Origin of the sequence: Arthrobacter sp. CAL618, from assembly GCF_000468215.1 — a bacterium.
In the GTDB taxonomy this organism is placed as follows: Bacteria; Actinomycetota; Actinomycetes; order Actinomycetales; family Micrococcaceae; genus Arthrobacter_D.
The window spans coordinates 1-15,936 of sequence record NZ_ASZW01000177.1 but is presented as its reverse complement, the minus strand read 5'-3'; the positions used below and the strand labels follow the sequence as shown (position 1 = coordinate 15,936).

At 62.3% G+C, this 15,936-nt stretch carries 11 protein-coding genes; 3 read left to right on the top strand and 8 right to left on the bottom strand.

Features of this window, described 5'->3' with window-relative positions; all coding sequences use genetic code 11:
- Nucleotides 1–120: 120 nt before the first annotated feature.
- Genes K728_RS0111035 through K728_RS0111020 form a run of 4 tightly spaced genes read right to left on the bottom strand, consistent with a single transcriptional unit; the run spans nt 121 to nt 8,508 of the window.
- On the bottom strand, nt 121–1,596 hold the full coding sequence (locus K728_RS0111035) for a sensor histidine kinase (RefSeq protein WP_019481726.1): 1,476 nt from the start codon (nt 1,594–1,596) through the stop codon (nt 121–123).
- A gap of 13 nt (nt 1,597–1,609) precedes the next feature.
- Nucleotides 1,610–6,454, bottom strand: a complete 4,845-nt coding sequence (locus K728_RS0111030) for an NAD-glutamate dehydrogenase (RefSeq protein ID WP_024476748.1) — start codon at nt 6,452–6,454, stop codon at nt 1,610–1,612.
- A gap of 24 nt (nt 6,455–6,478) precedes the next feature.
- Entirely contained in the window at nt 6,479–7,852 is a 1,374-nt protein-coding gene (locus tag K728_RS0111025; RefSeq protein ID WP_024476747.1) for a nucleotide-binding protein, read from the bottom strand.
- Nucleotides 7,849–8,508: a hypothetical protein gene (locus K728_RS0111020; RefSeq protein WP_051317679.1), complete on the bottom strand. Its 660-nt coding sequence runs from the start codon at nt 8,506–8,508 to the stop codon at nt 7,849–7,851. The genes K728_RS0111025 and K728_RS0111020 overlap by 4 nt, the downstream gene beginning before the upstream one ends.
- A 225-nt stretch (nt 8,509–8,733) precedes the next feature.
- On the opposite strand from K728_RS0111020, the gene K728_RS0111015 reads away from it, so the two are divergent.
- Nucleotides 8,734–8,973 (top strand): helix-turn-helix domain-containing protein, encoded by a 240-nt coding sequence (locus tag K728_RS0111015; RefSeq protein ID WP_024476745.1) that lies wholly within the window; start codon nt 8,734–8,736, stop codon nt 8,971–8,973.
- 5 nt (nt 8,974–8,978) lie between these two features.
- On the opposite strand, the gene K728_RS0111010 is transcribed toward K728_RS0111015, so the two are convergent.
- The gene (locus tag K728_RS0111010) at nt 8,979–9,530 is read right to left on the bottom strand and encodes a hypothetical protein (RefSeq protein WP_024476744.1); all 552 of its coding nucleotides are present in this window, start codon (nt 9,528–9,530) and stop codon (nt 8,979–8,981) included.
- Nucleotides 9,531–9,684: 154 nt separating this feature from the next.
- Here K728_RS0111010 and K728_RS21455 point away from each other — a divergent pair, with 154 nt between their 5' ends.
- Nucleotides 9,685–10,419 (top strand): LysM peptidoglycan-binding domain-containing protein, encoded by a 735-nt coding sequence (locus K728_RS21455; RefSeq protein ID WP_024476743.1) that lies wholly within the window; start codon nt 9,685–9,687, stop codon nt 10,417–10,419.
- A 16-nt stretch (nt 10,420–10,435) separates the two neighbouring features.
- Nucleotides 10,436–10,912, top strand: a complete 477-nt coding sequence (locus K728_RS19195) for an Rv3235 family protein (RefSeq protein ID WP_024476742.1) — start codon at nt 10,436–10,438, stop codon at nt 10,910–10,912.
- A gap of 3 nt (nt 10,913–10,915) precedes the next feature.
- Here the strand turns inward: K728_RS19195 and secA are convergent, their stop codons facing one another.
- The 3 genes from secA to hpf form a co-directional block, all read right to left on the bottom strand.
- Complete coding sequence (gene secA, locus K728_RS0110995; RefSeq protein ID WP_024476741.1) at nt 10,916–13,657, bottom strand: preprotein translocase subunit SecA; 2,742 nt, start codon at nt 13,655–13,657, stop codon at nt 10,916–10,918.
- 95 nt (nt 13,658–13,752) lie between these two features.
- Entirely contained in the window at nt 13,753–14,964 is a 1,212-nt protein-coding gene (locus tag K728_RS0110990) for a winged helix-turn-helix domain-containing protein (RefSeq protein WP_024476740.1), read from the bottom strand.
- Between the two features lie 35 nt (nt 14,965–14,999).
- Nucleotides 15,000–15,734: a ribosome hibernation-promoting factor, HPF/YfiA family gene (gene hpf, locus K728_RS0110985; RefSeq protein ID WP_024476739.1), complete on the bottom strand. Its 735-nt coding sequence runs from the start codon at nt 15,732–15,734 to the stop codon at nt 15,000–15,002.
- Nucleotides 15,735–15,936 lie beyond the last annotated feature (202 nt).

The window sequence follows — 15,936 nt, the reverse complement described above, 5'->3', positions numbered from 1 at the left end:
CCCCCGGGGGTGGCGATCCGTTCCTGTTACCTAATGCTGTGGAAAATCACCGCTGTGGAAAATCACCGCTGTGGAGAATCACCGCTGTGATGGACTGACTGCTGCTATGAGCGACTGCTGTCATGAGCGGTTGTCATGCAATCCCAGCTCAATAGACACGGCTGTCCCGCCGCCCTCCCGTGGCGCCCACTCGATGGTGCCATCCAACTCGCTGGTGACCAAGGTCCTGACGATTTGAAGGCCAAGGCCCTCCTTGTGGTTTTCGTAGGGCAGGCCGATCCCGTCGTCGGCGACCGTGACGTTCAGGATTTCGTCGCCGTCGCTGCCGGTCCGTCGATTGGCGAGAAGCCACACCGTACCGGTTCGTTCCGCGAGCCCATGCTCCACCGCATTGGTGACCAGTTCATTGATCACCAGGGCCAACGGCGTGGCGAAATCACTGGGCAGTTCGCCGAATGACCCGGCGCGTTCGGTACGCACTACGTGGGCGGGGGACGCTACTTCAGCCGACAGCCGGAATTGCCGTGCGATGAGCTCGTCGAAGTCGACGCTCTGGGATAGTCCCTGCGAAAGGGTCTCGTGCACCAGGGCGATAGTCCCTACCCGGCGCATCGCCTGCTCCAGCCCCTGCTTGGCTTCGTCGCTCACCATGCGCCGGGATTGCATCCGCAGCAATGCGGCAACGGTCTGCAGGTTGTTCTTCACCCGGTGGTGGATTTCCCGGATGGTGGCGTCTTTGGAAACCAGCTCCATCTCCCTGCGGCGCAGCTCAGAGACATCCCGACACAGCACCAAAGCGCCGAACCGGTCCTTCTCGTCGCGCAGGGGAATGGCCCGCAGCGACAGGCTCACACCACGTGATTCGATTTCCGTCCGCCAGGGCATCCTGCCAGTAACCACCAGCGGGAGGGTTTCATCGACCATACGCCGGTCGGTGAGCAGCGAGGTGACTATCTCCGCTAAAGACCTGCCTTCCAGTGTCTCAACATCGCCGAGCCTCCTGAATGCCGAGACGCCGTTAGGGCTCGCATACTGAATAACTCCTTCGACGTCCAGCCGAATCAAACCATCGCCAACGCGTGGGGCCCCGCGCCGGGAACCGGTGGGGGTTGCGAAATCCGGCCACAGCCCGAGCGTGCCCATCCGGAGGAGATCGTGAGCGCATTGGCGGTAAGTCAGTTCAAGCCGCGACGGCATTCGGGAACTGGAGAGGTCCATATGTGTGGTGACCACCGCGAGGGTCCGACCGTTCCGCACCATCGGTACCGCTTCGACCCGCATAGCCATTTCGGTGGTCCAGTTCGTATCCCCGGACCGTTCCATCTTTTGGCTCATCCACGCTTTGTCGACCAGCGGAAGCAGATCGGCCCGGATCCGCTCCCCCACGAAGTCCGTGTGAAAGACGGTGTGGGAGGTGGACGGCCTTACATGGGCCAACGCTACGTACCCACCGTCGTCCAGGGGAAACCAGAGCGCAAGGTCGGCGAAGGCGAGATCAGCCACCATCTGCCAATCCCCGACCAGAAGATGCAACCATTCCGCATCGCCTGGTCCGAAATGCGCGTACTCACGGATCGGATCAGTGAATATTGCCACGAGCTTTCCGGCCCTACCGTCGGACGATCGACCGGAGCAACCGGAGCGCAACCGACAGCGACGCCATGTCGTCGCGTTCGAGGCGGTTGATCTCGGCGAACATGTGTCGGGCGCGCTCAAGCATTTCGGCGTTCTGCTGTTCCCAGGCGACGAGCCGATCCCCTGCTTCTGCCCCCTCCATGGTCGACGAAGCCTTCATCACCGAGACGGTCATATCGGCAATCGCCGAGTACAGATCGTCCCGTAATGCTGCCCTGGCCAGTGCCTGCCACCTGTCCCTGCGCGGAAGGGTGGTAATCCGCTCCAACAGGTTGTCGACAGCAAACCTGTCGTAGACGGCGTAGTAGACCTGGGCAATGCGTTCGACTGGTTCGTCGATTTGCTGGGTGATCAGGGCGACATCGAGCAGACCGAAAGACTCGAACTGTTCGGCCCAGTGCCGGGCAATATCGTCCGGCAAACCCCACTCTTCTGCGCGGGCAAACCACTCGTTGACCCGCTCCTTGTCCCTCCCACGCACGTAGTCGACAAGATGGGTGCGCAGCGGGTCCATCAGCGGCTTGAATGTCTCGATGTCGTCGGCCACTGACGTGCCCTGCCCGACATTGTTGACGAACCACCTGACGGCCCGGTCGAGTAGCCGACGCATGTCCAGATGCACGGCTGACCATCGTTCGGTCGGGAAACTCGCCGGAAGTTCGCCCAGCGCGTCCACCAAAGCATCGAGGTCGTAGATTTCGCGCAGCGCAACGAACGCCCGGGCAATCACCGGCCCCGACACCGAGGTCTCCTCCATCACCCGGAAAGCGAACGTGATACCGCCCAGGTTGATCATGTCGTTGGCGATCACCGTCGAGATAATCTCGCGCCGCAGCGGGTGAGTATCGAGCTGGCTGTCGAAGCGCTCTGCCAGCTGTTTGGGGAAGTACTCCCTCAGAGTGCTGCCGAACCACGGGTCGTCGGCCAGATCGCTATTGGTGAGGGCCTTGGTCAGTTCAATCTTGACGTAGGCTGCCAGCACCGACAGCTCGGGTGAGGTAAGCCCCTGTCCGCTCTCCACGCGAGTCCGCAGTTCCTGCGTGGTGGGCAGCGCTTCAAGTTCCCGGTTCAGGTCCGCGTTCGTCTCCAGCCAATCCATGAGGCGTTCAAAGCTGGGGCTCCATTCCAGAACACGCTGCCGATCGTTCAGGAGCAGAACGTTCTGGTCGATGTTGTCTTTCAGGACCAGCCGTCCTACCTCGTCAGTCATCGAGTGCAGGAATTCAGCGCGTTCCGCCGCGGGTAGCGCACCAGTCCGGACCATCCGGTCAACGAAGATCTTGATGTTGACTTCATGGTCCGAGCAATCGACGCCTGCCGAGTTATCGATCGCGTCGGTGTTGAGCACCACACCAGCCAGTGCAGCCTCGATGCGCCCCAACTGGGTCATCCCAAGGTTTCCGCCCTCACCCACAACCCGGGCACGCAACTGGTTGCCATTGACGCGGATCGCGTCGTTAGCCTTGTCCCCGACTTCTGCATGGGTTTCGCTGGATGCCTTGACGTATGTGCCAATGCCGCCGTTGTACAGGAGATCCACCGGCGCACAGAGGATGGCACGGAGCAGCTCTGGCGGGCTCAGCGTGGTCACTGACTCGTCCAGCCCAAGAGCCGCACGGACCTGGGCCGAGATGGGCACAGTCTTGGATTGCCGTGGGTAGATCCCACCGCCCTCGCTGATCAGTGCCGCGTCGTAGTCCTCCCAGCTTGACCGTGGGAGGTCAAACAGCCGACTCCGCTCGGCGAATGATGCTGCCGCGTCTGGGGTCGGGTCGAGGAAGATGTGCCGGTGGTCAAACGCCGCAACGAGCCGAATGTGCTCGGACAGCAGCATGCCATTACCGAAGACGTCACCGCTCATGTCGCCGACGCCCACCACCGTAAACTCTTCGGCCTGGGTGTCGACGCCGAACTCGCTGAAGTGCCGTTTCACCGATTCCCACGCGCCGCGGGCCGTGATGCCCATCTGCTTGTGGTCGTAGCCGACCGACCCGCCTGAGGCGAAGGCGTCCCCTAACCAGAAACCATATTCGGCCGATAGCTCGTTGGCGATATCGGAGAACGCGGCTGTGCCCTTATCAGCTGCCACCACCAGGTAGCTGTCGTCGCTGTCATGCCTCACCACGCGGGGCGGAGGGACGACGGTTTCGCCGTCGTCGCCTGTCACCAGGTTATCGGTGATATCGAGCAATGCCCGGATGAAAGTGCGGTAGCTTGCCTGTCCTTCAGCCAGCCAGGCAGCACGATCCACCGCAGGATTGGGAAGCTGCTTCGCGAAGAAACCACCCTTGGCGCCAGTCGGAACGATCACCGCGTTCTTGACCGTCTGCGCCTTCACCAGACCGAGCACCTCGGTCCGGAAATCCTCGCGACGGTCAGACCAGCGCAACCCTCCGCGGGCGACCTTGCCGAACCGCAGATGGACACCTTCGACCTGCGGTGAGTACACCCAGATTTCGAACTTGGGCCGCGGATGGGGCGCCCCGTCGATGGCCGAGGTGTCGAACTTGAAACTGACGTGGCGCTTGTCCTGGAAGTAATTGGTTCTCAGGGTTGCGCCGATCAGGTTTCCGAAGGTGCGCAGGACCCGGTCGGCGTCGAGCGTGGGAACCTGTTCCAGCCCGGACTCCAGGGTGGCCCGCGCACTGTCGGTGAGTGACTCCCGTTCGGCTTCGCTGAGGTCGGGGTCGAACCGGGCTTCGAAGAGCATCACCAGTGCGCGGCTGACCGCTGCGTTGGCGAGCAGAGTGTCCGCGACAAAACCGTAGGAGTTGGTGTTTCCCATCTGCCGCATGTACTTGGCATAGCTGCGCAGGATCACCACCTGGCGCCAGTGGAGGTTTTCGCGAAGGACCAGCCGGTCGAACGGGTCAGACTCGGAAGACCCAGCCACAGCTGCGGCGAACGATTCCTCGAGCAGCCGGCCGGTGCGAACAGGATCAATGCCCGCCGGGTACTTCAGGCCCAGGTCATACAGGAAGAATTCCTTGCCGTCGGAGCGCTCAACCTCGAAGGGGCGTTCATCCAGCACCTCGAGTCCGAGGTTATGGAGGAACGGAAGGATCTGACTCAGGCTTTTGGGCTCCGTCAGGTAGAGCTTTAGTCGGGCGTCCTCCTCCAGCCGTTCGCCTGCTCCCTCGGGGACATACACGTGCATGACCGGCGCGGCTGGGGAGTTCTTCTCGCACCGTTCAAAACGTTCGATGTCCTGAAGGGCGTCCTCCACCTCGTAGTCGACCCGGTAGCTGGCCGGAAAAGCTTCAGCCCACAAACCCGAGACGTCCTCGGCAGTCCGCCGGTCGAACCGTCCACGGACCACCTCATCGATACCTTCGGACCAGGACCGGGCGGCGCCCACCAGCCGTTGCTCAAGCGCTGCCGGTTCCACCGGTGCAACCTCAACGCCCCGCGGCAGCCTGATACGGAAGAACAGCCGCGCAAGGGCAGATTCGCTGATCCGCGCCTCGTAGTCGATGGATTCGGCTTTGAAAGTCTGTCGCAGTTCCTGCTCAATCCGCAGGCGCACCCCGGTGGTGTACCGGTCACGTGGCAGGAAGACCAGTGCCGACATGAATCGGCCGTAAATATCTGGTCGAAGAAAGAGCCGTGTACGGCGACGTTCCTGGAGCTTCAGGATCCCCATCGCCGTCGTGATCAGGTCCTGGACCTCGATCTGGAAAAGCTCGTCGCGCGGGTAGGTCTCGAGAATGGACAGGAGATCCTTGCCCGAATGCGAGTCGGGTGGGAAGCCGCACTGCAACAGGACAGCATTGACTTTGTCACGCACAATCGGCACGCCGCGCACCGAGCCGGTGTACGCACTGGTCGCGAAGAGTCCGATGAACCGGCGTTCGCCGTTGACGTTCCCCTGCGCATCGAATCGTTTGACGCCAATGTAGTCGAGGTAGGCGGCACGGTGGACCGTCGAGCGGGAGTTCGCCTTGGTGATGACCAGGGCTCGCTTCTCCCTGGCCTTGGCTTTGCCGGCGCTGGTAAGTTGCTGGACCTGACGTCCGCCGACGGGGTGCCTCAACAGCCCCAGGCCGTTCCCGTCTGCGATCCGCAGAACGTCCTGGCCGTCGTCGTCGGTCAGGAGGTCATATTCCTTGAACCCCAGGAAGGTGAAGTTTCCGGCATCCAGCCAGGTAAGCAACTCCCGGGCCTGGTCAAGGTCGGGGATGTCGGCGCCACCTGGAACAGAGTCGAGGGACGCGGCGATCTCGCGGACCTTGCTGCGCATGGCGGGCCAGTCTTCTACCGCTGCGCGTACATCGCCGAGAACGTGGGTCAGCCCGGCAATGATTTTCTGGCGACGGTTGTCGTCGAGGATCCGGCCTACTTCGACGGCAATCCATGACTCGATGTGGGCTGCAACGTCGCCGTCGGCGATCAAGTGTGAGACGTTGGGCAGAGCTGCTGTATCACCGCTGGACACGCCTGCCGAGGACGGTACCCGCTGCAATTTGTGCAGCGCTGCACTTGCCCGGTCCCGGGTGGCGATGAAGGTGGGGTGCATGACGAGCCGGATGGCCACCTGATGGCGCACCAGCTCGGCGGCCACCGAGTCAACCAGGAACGGCATGTCATCGGTCACGATCATGATGACGCTGGCGTCGGACTGGTCGAAGATGTCTACCGCCGCTTCACCAAACTGGCGGTTTTCGGCGAGGCCACGGTGTCGCAGGGCGCGCTCTTTGAGCGCTTCAGCTGTGTGTGCCTTGGCGTCCTCTTCAGCGAGATGTTCATAGTAGTGACTGATGAACTCTCCGGTAGAAGTGTCGGAACTTGGCTGGTCCGTCATGCTGGATCCAGACGACATGAAAACGCCTCCATAAAACGAATATTAAAGGCCGCTCCGTTGCGGCCCGTTACCCATGAGCCTAACGCCGTTGCGGGAAAACTTCACTTCGTTGTGGCCTGCTCCAAATGGCCAGCGCCGCAGTTGTTCAATCGGTACACCGGCAAGCGCTGCGATCCCTTGGCGTAAGGGTGATCGGGGTGCAGATTCCAGCAATACTGAACCTCCCAGAAGCGCAGCGTCGACCGTGGTGAAGTCCGCTGGCAGGAAGGCTTCCACCTGCTGGGCTGGACCAAACCGGTCCCAGGCTTCGCGGAGCTGACGCTCCGGTCCCCGGCCGACGGCGGCCGCCCGAACCTTGTTCAGGACCACCCGTGGGACAGTTCCCGGCACGGAAGCTGTCAGGTCCGCGAGCGCGCGGACCAGGCGTGGCAGCCCGACGGCGTCTGCCGCGCCCACGGCGAAGATCGTGTCTGCCGTTTCCAGGCAACAGAGCGTGGCCGCATTCCGGCGGGGTGCGACGGTGTCGAAACTCAACTCCTCATCAGTTTCAAGGCAGAACCCGCAATCGATAACCGTCACATCGGCAACTTCGCGAGCGAGCTCAAGCACCCGGGCCAGCGCCGCCGGCCGCAGTTCGGTCCAGCGGTCGGCCCGGGTAACGCCCGTCAGGACGCCAAGCCGAGAGCCCCGCACTGCTACCACCGTGATGGCCCGGCGGAGCCCTGCCCGGTCAAGCGATCCCTGATCCGCGAGCCGGCAGGCTTGCGCAATTCCTGCAGATTCGTCGAGGAGGCCCAGAGATGCAGCAACGCTGGCTCCATAGGTATCCGCATCGATCAGCAACACCGACCGTCCGCCAGCCGCGAGCTCGGCCGCAAGATTCACTGCCACCGTGGTGCGGCCGGGCGACCCCGCCGGCCCCCAGACCGCGAAAACCTCTCCGGTGCCGGTAGCCGTCACCTCCGCCGTGGGGAAGCCCTCGGGATCGACGTCGGAATCGAGCGCAGGCGTGGGATCGGTGTAGGACATCCCACCGGTCTGCAGGCTGCGGGAGCCACGCTGCTGATCACCGGCAGCCTCCACGGCTGCTTCAATTATTGATGCGAGGGTGACGGCAGCAACATCGCTTGTTGTGTGGCGAATGCCCAGCGCTTCGAGGCGGCTCCGGCTGTCGTCGTCGTCAGCCAGGGCGACGACGACGACGTCTGCGTTATCGAACCGATCGATCAGTGAAGAGGTCAGCTCCCCGGCGTCCGCAGACAGGATGACTGCGCGCGCAAGCCCGGTCTGGCATACCGCGATGACCTCCGCGAGGTTATTGCACCAACGGACCACCGTGACCGGGCCCCGCAGGTTCTCCAACCCGGTGACACACTCCCGGGCAGCGCTCCCGCCAGTAACCACCGGGAGATTCACGGCGAGCCGCCAGGGTTGAGGACGATGGCAATTCGCGCCTCGTTAAGCAGTGCGGCCAGCAGCTCAGGCAGTGTCTCGTCGCCTACGAGAACATGAACCAGGGTTGATCCGGTTCCCCCGCCGAGCGCTGACTCGGACACCGTCAACTCCGAGATTTCAGCAGCTTCCAGTAACTGGGTAGGGGGTTCCCAGGTGCCCCCCTCCCCCTCAAGCGACACCCAGACATCGACCCGTGACCCGGTGACGGTTCCGGCCGGCAGCGGATCGTCAATGGTCAGACCCACTGGTTTGCGGTCCAGCTCATCGGCGCTGCCCAGGGCGGCCCGCGGCACCAACTCACCCGCCCGCAGCAAGTGGGTGGCAACTGCATCTTCGGGGACCCCCTCATCGACCCCGAGATAGGCCAGCTGGAGATCATCCAACCGCACCGCAACAACTGTCAGGTCGGCGGAGGTTACCACCGCACCCACTGGTATATCCGCGCGGGCCGCGTAGACGCCGGTGGTTTGATCGGCGCTGCCCACCACAGCGGTAACAGCGGCGATGGACGCCAGCACAAGCAGGAGGCCTACCAGGAGCCGCGGATCCTTCCACGACGGCTTCCTCAACCGGACCGGGGGCTTATCTCGTTCCGGGGTAACTGCCAATAGGCTCACGATGGCCTCCTACAGACTCCGGCCGCCCAACCGTCCAGCCCCCGGATATTTTTGACCTGATCCAGCAATTCTCGTGGACGACTGCCGCAAAATAAATCCTTTGGAGCCAAATGCTTCCAAACTGTGGATAATCCGGTGAAATCGCGGGTGGTGATGGCAAGATTGGAGGTCAGCGGTATCGAAGGTGCAAAGGTCCTGCGAAACGTGGGACGAAAGGCGGAAGACGTGGCCGAGAAGAGGTTCCTAACCCTCGCTGATGTTGGTGAGGTGCTGAACATTTCGTCGTCTCAGACGTACGCCCTGGTCCGGTCCGGGGAGCTACCGGCCATCCAGATCGGTGGCCGCGGTCAGTGGCGGGTGGAGTCTCACATCCTCGAAGAATTCATCGCCCGCGCCTATCAAAAGTCGGCCGCCGCGGTACGGGAGAGCTCTTTCGGCCACGCCCGGGAAGATAGCACTCACTAGTGCTATCAGGGGCGGGACAGTACCGCCTCAACGTTACTGAACGGAATCAGGACCACACCCGCGACGCTGCCCTTGCGCCGCTGTTCCCCGAGCGGCACCGTTGCGAGCTCAAGGAAGTCCTTCCCCACCCGGTCAATAGTGCCGTCTAACCGAACCCCACCAATAGCAAGCTGCAGCGTGAGCAGGGTTCGGTCCCTGGCGAAGGCCCGGTAGACAGATCCTAATCCCAGCCTCGTAGCCACCACGGAGGGCTCGGCGACGGCCTGTCTCCCCATACCCTCGACGGTACTCAGCGCGATGGCTGGAATCATCGCGGCGCCGGATCCGGTCGCCAATACTAGCCATTCAGATCCGACCTGCCGGACGACGCCACTGAACAAGGCTCCGCTGGGAGTCCGAATTCGCAGGGTGACACCCTGCTGTCCCCGGATGCGGTCCATCGCCGTAAGAGCCGCAAATTCCAGTCGAGACCGCTCGGTAATTTCGCCCTCCACGGCTATCAAGCGGGCCGCAGCGAACTGGGCCTCAAGGTCCTGGAACAAGGATTCCCACCGCACCGGGCCAGCCTAGGACTCCCTGCAAGCCGGGTCAAGGATAGACACCGAACAGCATTAAGGTGTACAAACGACCTATACAGATTTAAATGAGACTAAACAGCTTCAAACAACAACAAACAACCTACTGACGGTAGCCCAGCGTTCAGGAGAAAAGGTGAAAACTTTCAGCGAAAAAGCTGTTGCAGCGAGCATCCCGCTGCTGGGGGTGGGGCTTTACGCGTGCGGTCAGGTGATTCTCGCCAACGCCGGACCGCTCACCGGGTACCAGCGAATTGAAGGGCTGCTCGGCCTGGCAGCGGCCAGCGCTGGGGTGCTGGTGGTTGGGTGGTGGGTCGTCACGCTGGCTCTCGCCCTTTTGAGTGAGCTGCTGATAGGAGCGGGCTTCCGGAAGGCTGCAAGGGTGGCTGGGCTTTTCACCCCTGGCTTCATGCGAAGGCTTGCCGCCGCCATGGTGGGTCTGCACGTTCTCAGCGGAGTACCAGCGGCGCTGGGCGGAGAACTTCCAGGTCGCCTACTCACTGCGCCTATCGTGTCTGCCCCTGGCGATTCGGTACTTACATCCGGGGCGGAGCCGCGGCGGGATGAACCGCCCACCGTCAGACCACAGTGGAAACCTCTCCCGGCACCCGTCGACGGCCTCCCGTTGCTGCGGGGCCAGACTCGGGCTGCAGCACCAGCGGGCACGGATTCCGGCCTTCCGGTGATCACCGTTCGCCCCGGTGATTCGCTGTGGACTATCGCTGCGGCCCACCTCGGACCGTTCGCCACAGATGTCGAGATTGCCGACGCTTGGCCGCGATGGCATCTCGAGAATCGTGGAGTGATCGGCGACGATCCCCATCTACTCATTCCCGGCCAGTTGCTCCGGGTCCCTCCCACCGCGCGGTAGCCACGCCAGGAGCATCATGTTAACCCAGACCCAAATAGTCCGTCCTCCCCTGGCCCCCGACCCGACCTCCGATTCACTCACCGGATCCGGTCCCGATCGCCAGGTCTCTGCCCCCACACCAACCATTGAGGAGCTCGCTGCAGCAACCCAGGTACAACGCATCACCCGTTCAGTGGTGCAGGCATCCCTCGAAGTCCTCGGTGGCTCCCGGCCACTACAGCAGCTGGCCGAATGGCTGGATCCGCCCAGCTACGAACGTCTCCAACTTCGCGCCAATCTGGTCCGTAGCCTCAACCGGGGCGCATCCACTGGGCGCCCCGACCATCTGCTGCACCGGAATATTTCGGTGCGCTCCGTGCGGATCTGTCGCATCACTGAAACCGTCTACGAAGCGTCCGCGGTTGCCTGTGAAAACCACAGAGCCCGCGCCGTCGCTCTCAGACTGGAGCGACGACGCGGGCACTGGAGGGTGACTGCCCTCGAGATCGGCTAGGTGCTACTTCTTTTTGCGCTTCGAAGCCGCACGGGCTTCGGCCCGGTTACCGCCATTGGCTTCGGCCGTCTTCGCCGTACCGGAGCGCCGCTCCACCCGCGTTTCGACCTCGCCCTGCGCGTTCGGCGCCGAGAAGTTCAGGGTTGCCGGCCTTTCCGGGGCGTCGAGGCCGGCTGCTTTGATGGTTGGGCCCTGCACCAGGCCCCGACCATCAGCCACTCCCGGGAGCCCGGTGGGCGCGGGAGCAGCTACCTCAACGTCCAGGTTGAACAGGAAACCGATGCTTTCCTCCCGGATCGCTTCCATCATCGCCTGGAACAGGATGAACCCTTCACGCTGGTACTCGACCAGCGGATCGCGCTGGGCCATCGCCCGCAGTCCGATGCCTTCCTTGAGATAGTCCATCTCATACAGGTGTTCCTGCCATTTCCGACCGATGACCGAAAGGACCACCCGGCGTTCCAGTTCGCGCATGGTCTGCTCCCCGAGGGCCTCTTCGCGGGCCTGGTAGGCGACCTTCGCGTCCGACAGAATTTCGGCGTGAAGAAAATCCCGGGTGACCTTGGACGGGCCGCCAGCTTCGTCAAGTACCTCGTCAATGGTGAGGCTGATCGGGTAAAGCGTACGGAGGTTGGTCCACAGCTGCTCGTAGTCCCAGTCATCGCCGTGTCCCTGGGCTGTTGCTTCGTCAACCATCGCTGTCACGACGTCTTCCAGGAAGAAACTGACCTTTTCATGCAGGTCACCGCCCTCGAGGATGCGGCGCCGGTCCCCGTAGATGGCTTCGCGCTGACGGTTGAGGACGTCGTCGTACTTCAGGACGTTCTTGCGCTGCTCGGCGTTCCGTCCCTCCACCTGTCCCTGAGCGCTCTCGATTGCTTTGGAGACCAGTTTGGACTCCAGGGCGACGTCGTCGGGCATGGTTGACGAATTCATGATTCGTTCGGCTGCACCGGAGTTGAACAGCCGCATCAGGTCATCGGTCAGCGACAGGTAGAAGCGCGACCGCCCGGGATCGCCCTGGCGTCCGGAGCGACCGCGGAGCTGGTTGTCGATACGACGCGACTCGTGGCGCTCCGTGCCGAGCACATACAGGCCACCTAGTTCCCGGACCTCGTTGTGCTCTGCCTCGACCGAGTCCCGGGCGGCGATCAGCGCGTCGGGCCACTGGTTCTCATACTCGTCGGGGTTTTCCGCCGGGCTCAGCCCCCGCTTCTCCAGTTCGGCGATGGCGTTGAACTCGGCGTTGCCGCCGAGCATGATGTCGGTGCCACGACCGGCCATGTTCGTCGCCACCGTGACGGCCCCCTTACGGCCGGCCTGGGCCACAATCGAGGCTTCACGCGAGTGGTTCTTGGCGTTCAGCACCTCGTGCCGGATGCCAGCTTTCGCGAGCTGCTTCGAAAGATACTCGCTTTTCTCCACGCTGGTGGTACCCACCAGGACCGGCTGACCAGTCTCATGGCGTTCGACGATGTCCTTGACGACGGCGTCAAACTTGGCAATCTCATTCTTGTAGATCAGGTCCGACAGGTCGGCACGCACCATGGGCCGATTGGTGGGGATGGGCACGACCCCAAGCTTGTACGTGGCCATGAACTCGGCGGCCTCAGTTTCGGCTGTACCGGTCATCCCCGAGAGTTTCTCGTAAAGCCGGAAATAGTTCTGCAGGGTGACCGTGGCGAGGGTTTGATTCTCGGCTTTGATCTTCACACCCTCCTTGGCCTCGATGGCCTGGTGCATGCCCTCGTTATAGCGCCGCCCGGCGAGAATACGGCCGGTGTGCTCGTCGACGATCATGACCTCGCCGTTGAGGACCACATAGTCCTTGTCTTTCTTGAACAATTCCTTGGCTTTTATGGCGTTGTTCAGGAACCCGATCAGCGGGGTGTTGGCAGATTCATAGAGGTTCTGGATTCCGAGGTAGTCCTCGACCTTTTCGATACCGTCTTCAAGCACTCCGACCGTGCGCTTCTTCTCATCGACCTCATAATCGGTGTCCTTGGTGAGCTTCTTGACTACCTTGGAGAACTCGGTGTACCACCTGTTGACGTCCCCGGAGGCTTGCCCCGAAATGATCAGCGGGGTGCGCGCCTCATCGATCAGGATTGAGTCAACTTCATCGACGATGGCGAAGTTGTGGCCGCGCTGCACCAATTCGGCTGCACTCCACGCCATGTTGTCGCGCAGATAGTCGAAACCGAATTCGTTGTTCGTGCCGTAGGTGACGTCGGCGTTGTACTGCTCGCGGCGGGTAGCGGGATCCTGCTTGGAGCGGATGCAACCGCTGGTCATCCCGAGGAACCGGAAGACGCGCCCCATCAGCTCGGACTGGTACTCGGCGAGATAGTCGTTGGTGGTGACAATGTGAACGCCCTTGCCAGTGAGCGCATTTAGGAAGGCGGGGGCGACGGCGACCAGCGTCTTACCTTCACCGGTCTTCATCTCGGCGATATTGCCCAGGTGCAGGGCCGCACCGCCCATCAGCTGTACGTCGAACTGCCGCAGCTTCAGCGTGCGCGCCGATGCCTCACGGACGGCCGCGAACGCTTCGGGCAGTAGCGCGTCGAGTGTCTCACCGTCGGCATAACGCTGCTTGAGCTTGTCGGCCTCTCCCCGGAGGTCGTCGTCGCTCATCTCGCGAAACTCGTCCTCCAGGACGTTAATGGCGTCAGCATAATTTCGGAGTTTCTTCAGTGTCTTCTTATCGCCGGTGCGGAGGACTCGTTCAAGAAGTGATGGCACTGGTATTTGCTCCCAATCTAGGTGCGCCGAAATCTGGCCTGTTCAGTCTACGGGAGAGACGACTTATCCTGTCGAACTGGTGCCGCCAGAGCGTGCTATTCGTGGGAAACTGCCAGTTTCAGGGCCTCGGCCAGATCACCATTGGGCTCGACGACTACGTCATCGAGCCCAAGCCAGGTAGCCATGAGCCGTAGCTCGGCCGCCAGTTCGACGACGGTATCTGCTGGCGCGCCGGACTCGCTATGGCTGCCGCGCACCAGGAGCTTTCCCGCAGCCCGGTCGGCCTTGAGATCCACCCGCGCTACCATCGCTTCACGCAACAGGAACGGCAACACGTAGTAGCCGTATCGTCGCGCGGAAGCGGGAGTGTAGATCTCAATCCGGTAATCGAATCCGAACAGTTCCGACAGTCTCCGGCGTTCGAACACCATCGAATCGAAGGGGCTGAGCAACGCCCTTCCCTCGGCTTTCCGTGGCAATACCGAGTTCACATGGCGGAAGGCTGGCCTGTTCCACCCTGTGATGGTGACGGGCTTGAGGATTCCACTGGCAATCAACGATTCGATGGCACCCGCTGTCGGTTTCAGCGGGAGCCGAAAATAGTCGGCAAAACACTTCAACGTCCCGACCCCGAGCGCGCGGGCCGATAGCTCGGTCAGGTGGAGGTGGGCCTCGGTTGGGTGGACGATTGCCAACGCCGCGCCGGGGTCCGGGAAGACCCGCTCCGTGAGTGCATATTTGCGCTCGAATGACGCGCTACGCCCGGCCGAAGAAACCTGACCCCGTTCGAACATGTCCTCCAGGACCCGTTTCACCGAATTCCAGTTCCAGCCCCACTGGTCCGTGGCCCGAGTCTCAATATGTCCCAACCGTTGTTGCAGTTGTGGAGCGGTTAGGGGACTGCTGACGGCGAGGACGTCGCGAATGCGGGAACGAAGCGATTCCCTCAGCCCTTCGGGCACTGAATGAGCCCCAACCCACCGGCGCTCCTGCAACGGACGAAGATAGGGAAAGAGCGTGGGTCTGATGAAGCTGGCTTCGTGCGCCCAGTATTCAACCATCCGGCGGGGGTGTGTGCTGGCTAGCCGATCGAGCTGGTCGCGGTCGTACTGACCCAGCCGGGCAAACAGGGGAAGGTAGTGACTGCGAATGAGGACATTGACCGAATCGATCTGCAGCAGCTGCAGCCGGGCAAAGGCAAGGCCCACCTGCCTCGCCGTAGCGGGGCCGACGGGCCTTACCCGTGCCAGTCCCTGTGCCTCAAGCGCGATGCGTCGGGCCTGGGACAGGGAGAGGACTGTGGTCACCCTTTGACCTTACTGGGGTCCTCTCCCCTGCCGGCTCAGGCCGACGCCGAGGCCGCCGCTTCCCGTGCCCGGTAGGCAAGGAGTTCCTCGCGCGGATCCTCAGTTCCCTCAGCGCACCGAGCGTCGAGGGTGATGACGCCGTAGGTCCAGCCCTGCCGGCGGTAGGCAACTGAGGGTGCACCGGTTGCCGAGTCGACGAAGAGGTAGAAGTCATGCCCCACCAGTTCCATGTTGTCGACTGCATCCTCGAGTGTCATTGGAGTGCCGGAGAAGACCTTCCGGCGGATCAGTACCGGCGAGTCGCCGGCCGGGATGTCATTCTCGATCTCGTAGCTGTCGACGACGCTGTCCTGGGCTTCCTGCGGGGCCTGGGTGGACTGCACTTCGAGGTACAAAGGGGCTGTGGTGCTGGCGGGTTCAAGATCAGCTGTGGCTTCACGAACGGCCGTGGGGGTATGGCGGCCGTGGTGGACCTTCCGCCGGTCTCTGGCACGGCGTAGTCTCTCCAGCAGTTTGCTGTAGGCAAGGTCGAAGGCTGCAAATTTGTCGGCTGCTGATGCCTCGGCCCGGATCACGGGGCCCTTCGCCAGGACGGTAAGTTCGACGGTGAGCGCGCTATCCGCATTACGGGCGCTGGGCTCCTTGGTAACTTTCGCCTCTAGCCGCTGCACCTTGTCGCCAAGCTGCTCGATCTTGTCGATCTTGTCCTCGGCGTACTCACGAAAACGGTCCGAAACTGACAGATTTCGACCACTGATCAAAAACTCCATGGTGTCCTCCAAAATCCCTTAGGTGACACAACAGCGGCCGGGGAGTCGTGCTTCCAGCCGCTGTCGACGGATATCTAATTGTCCTCGAGATACCCATACCTCACGTTAGTTCACCCACCCCTGATATTCATCCTTCGGCGGTTGTTTTTTTCCGCTAATTTTGTTCGTTACTTTCCTTCGGCACGCGACGGTGGCTCGGTGG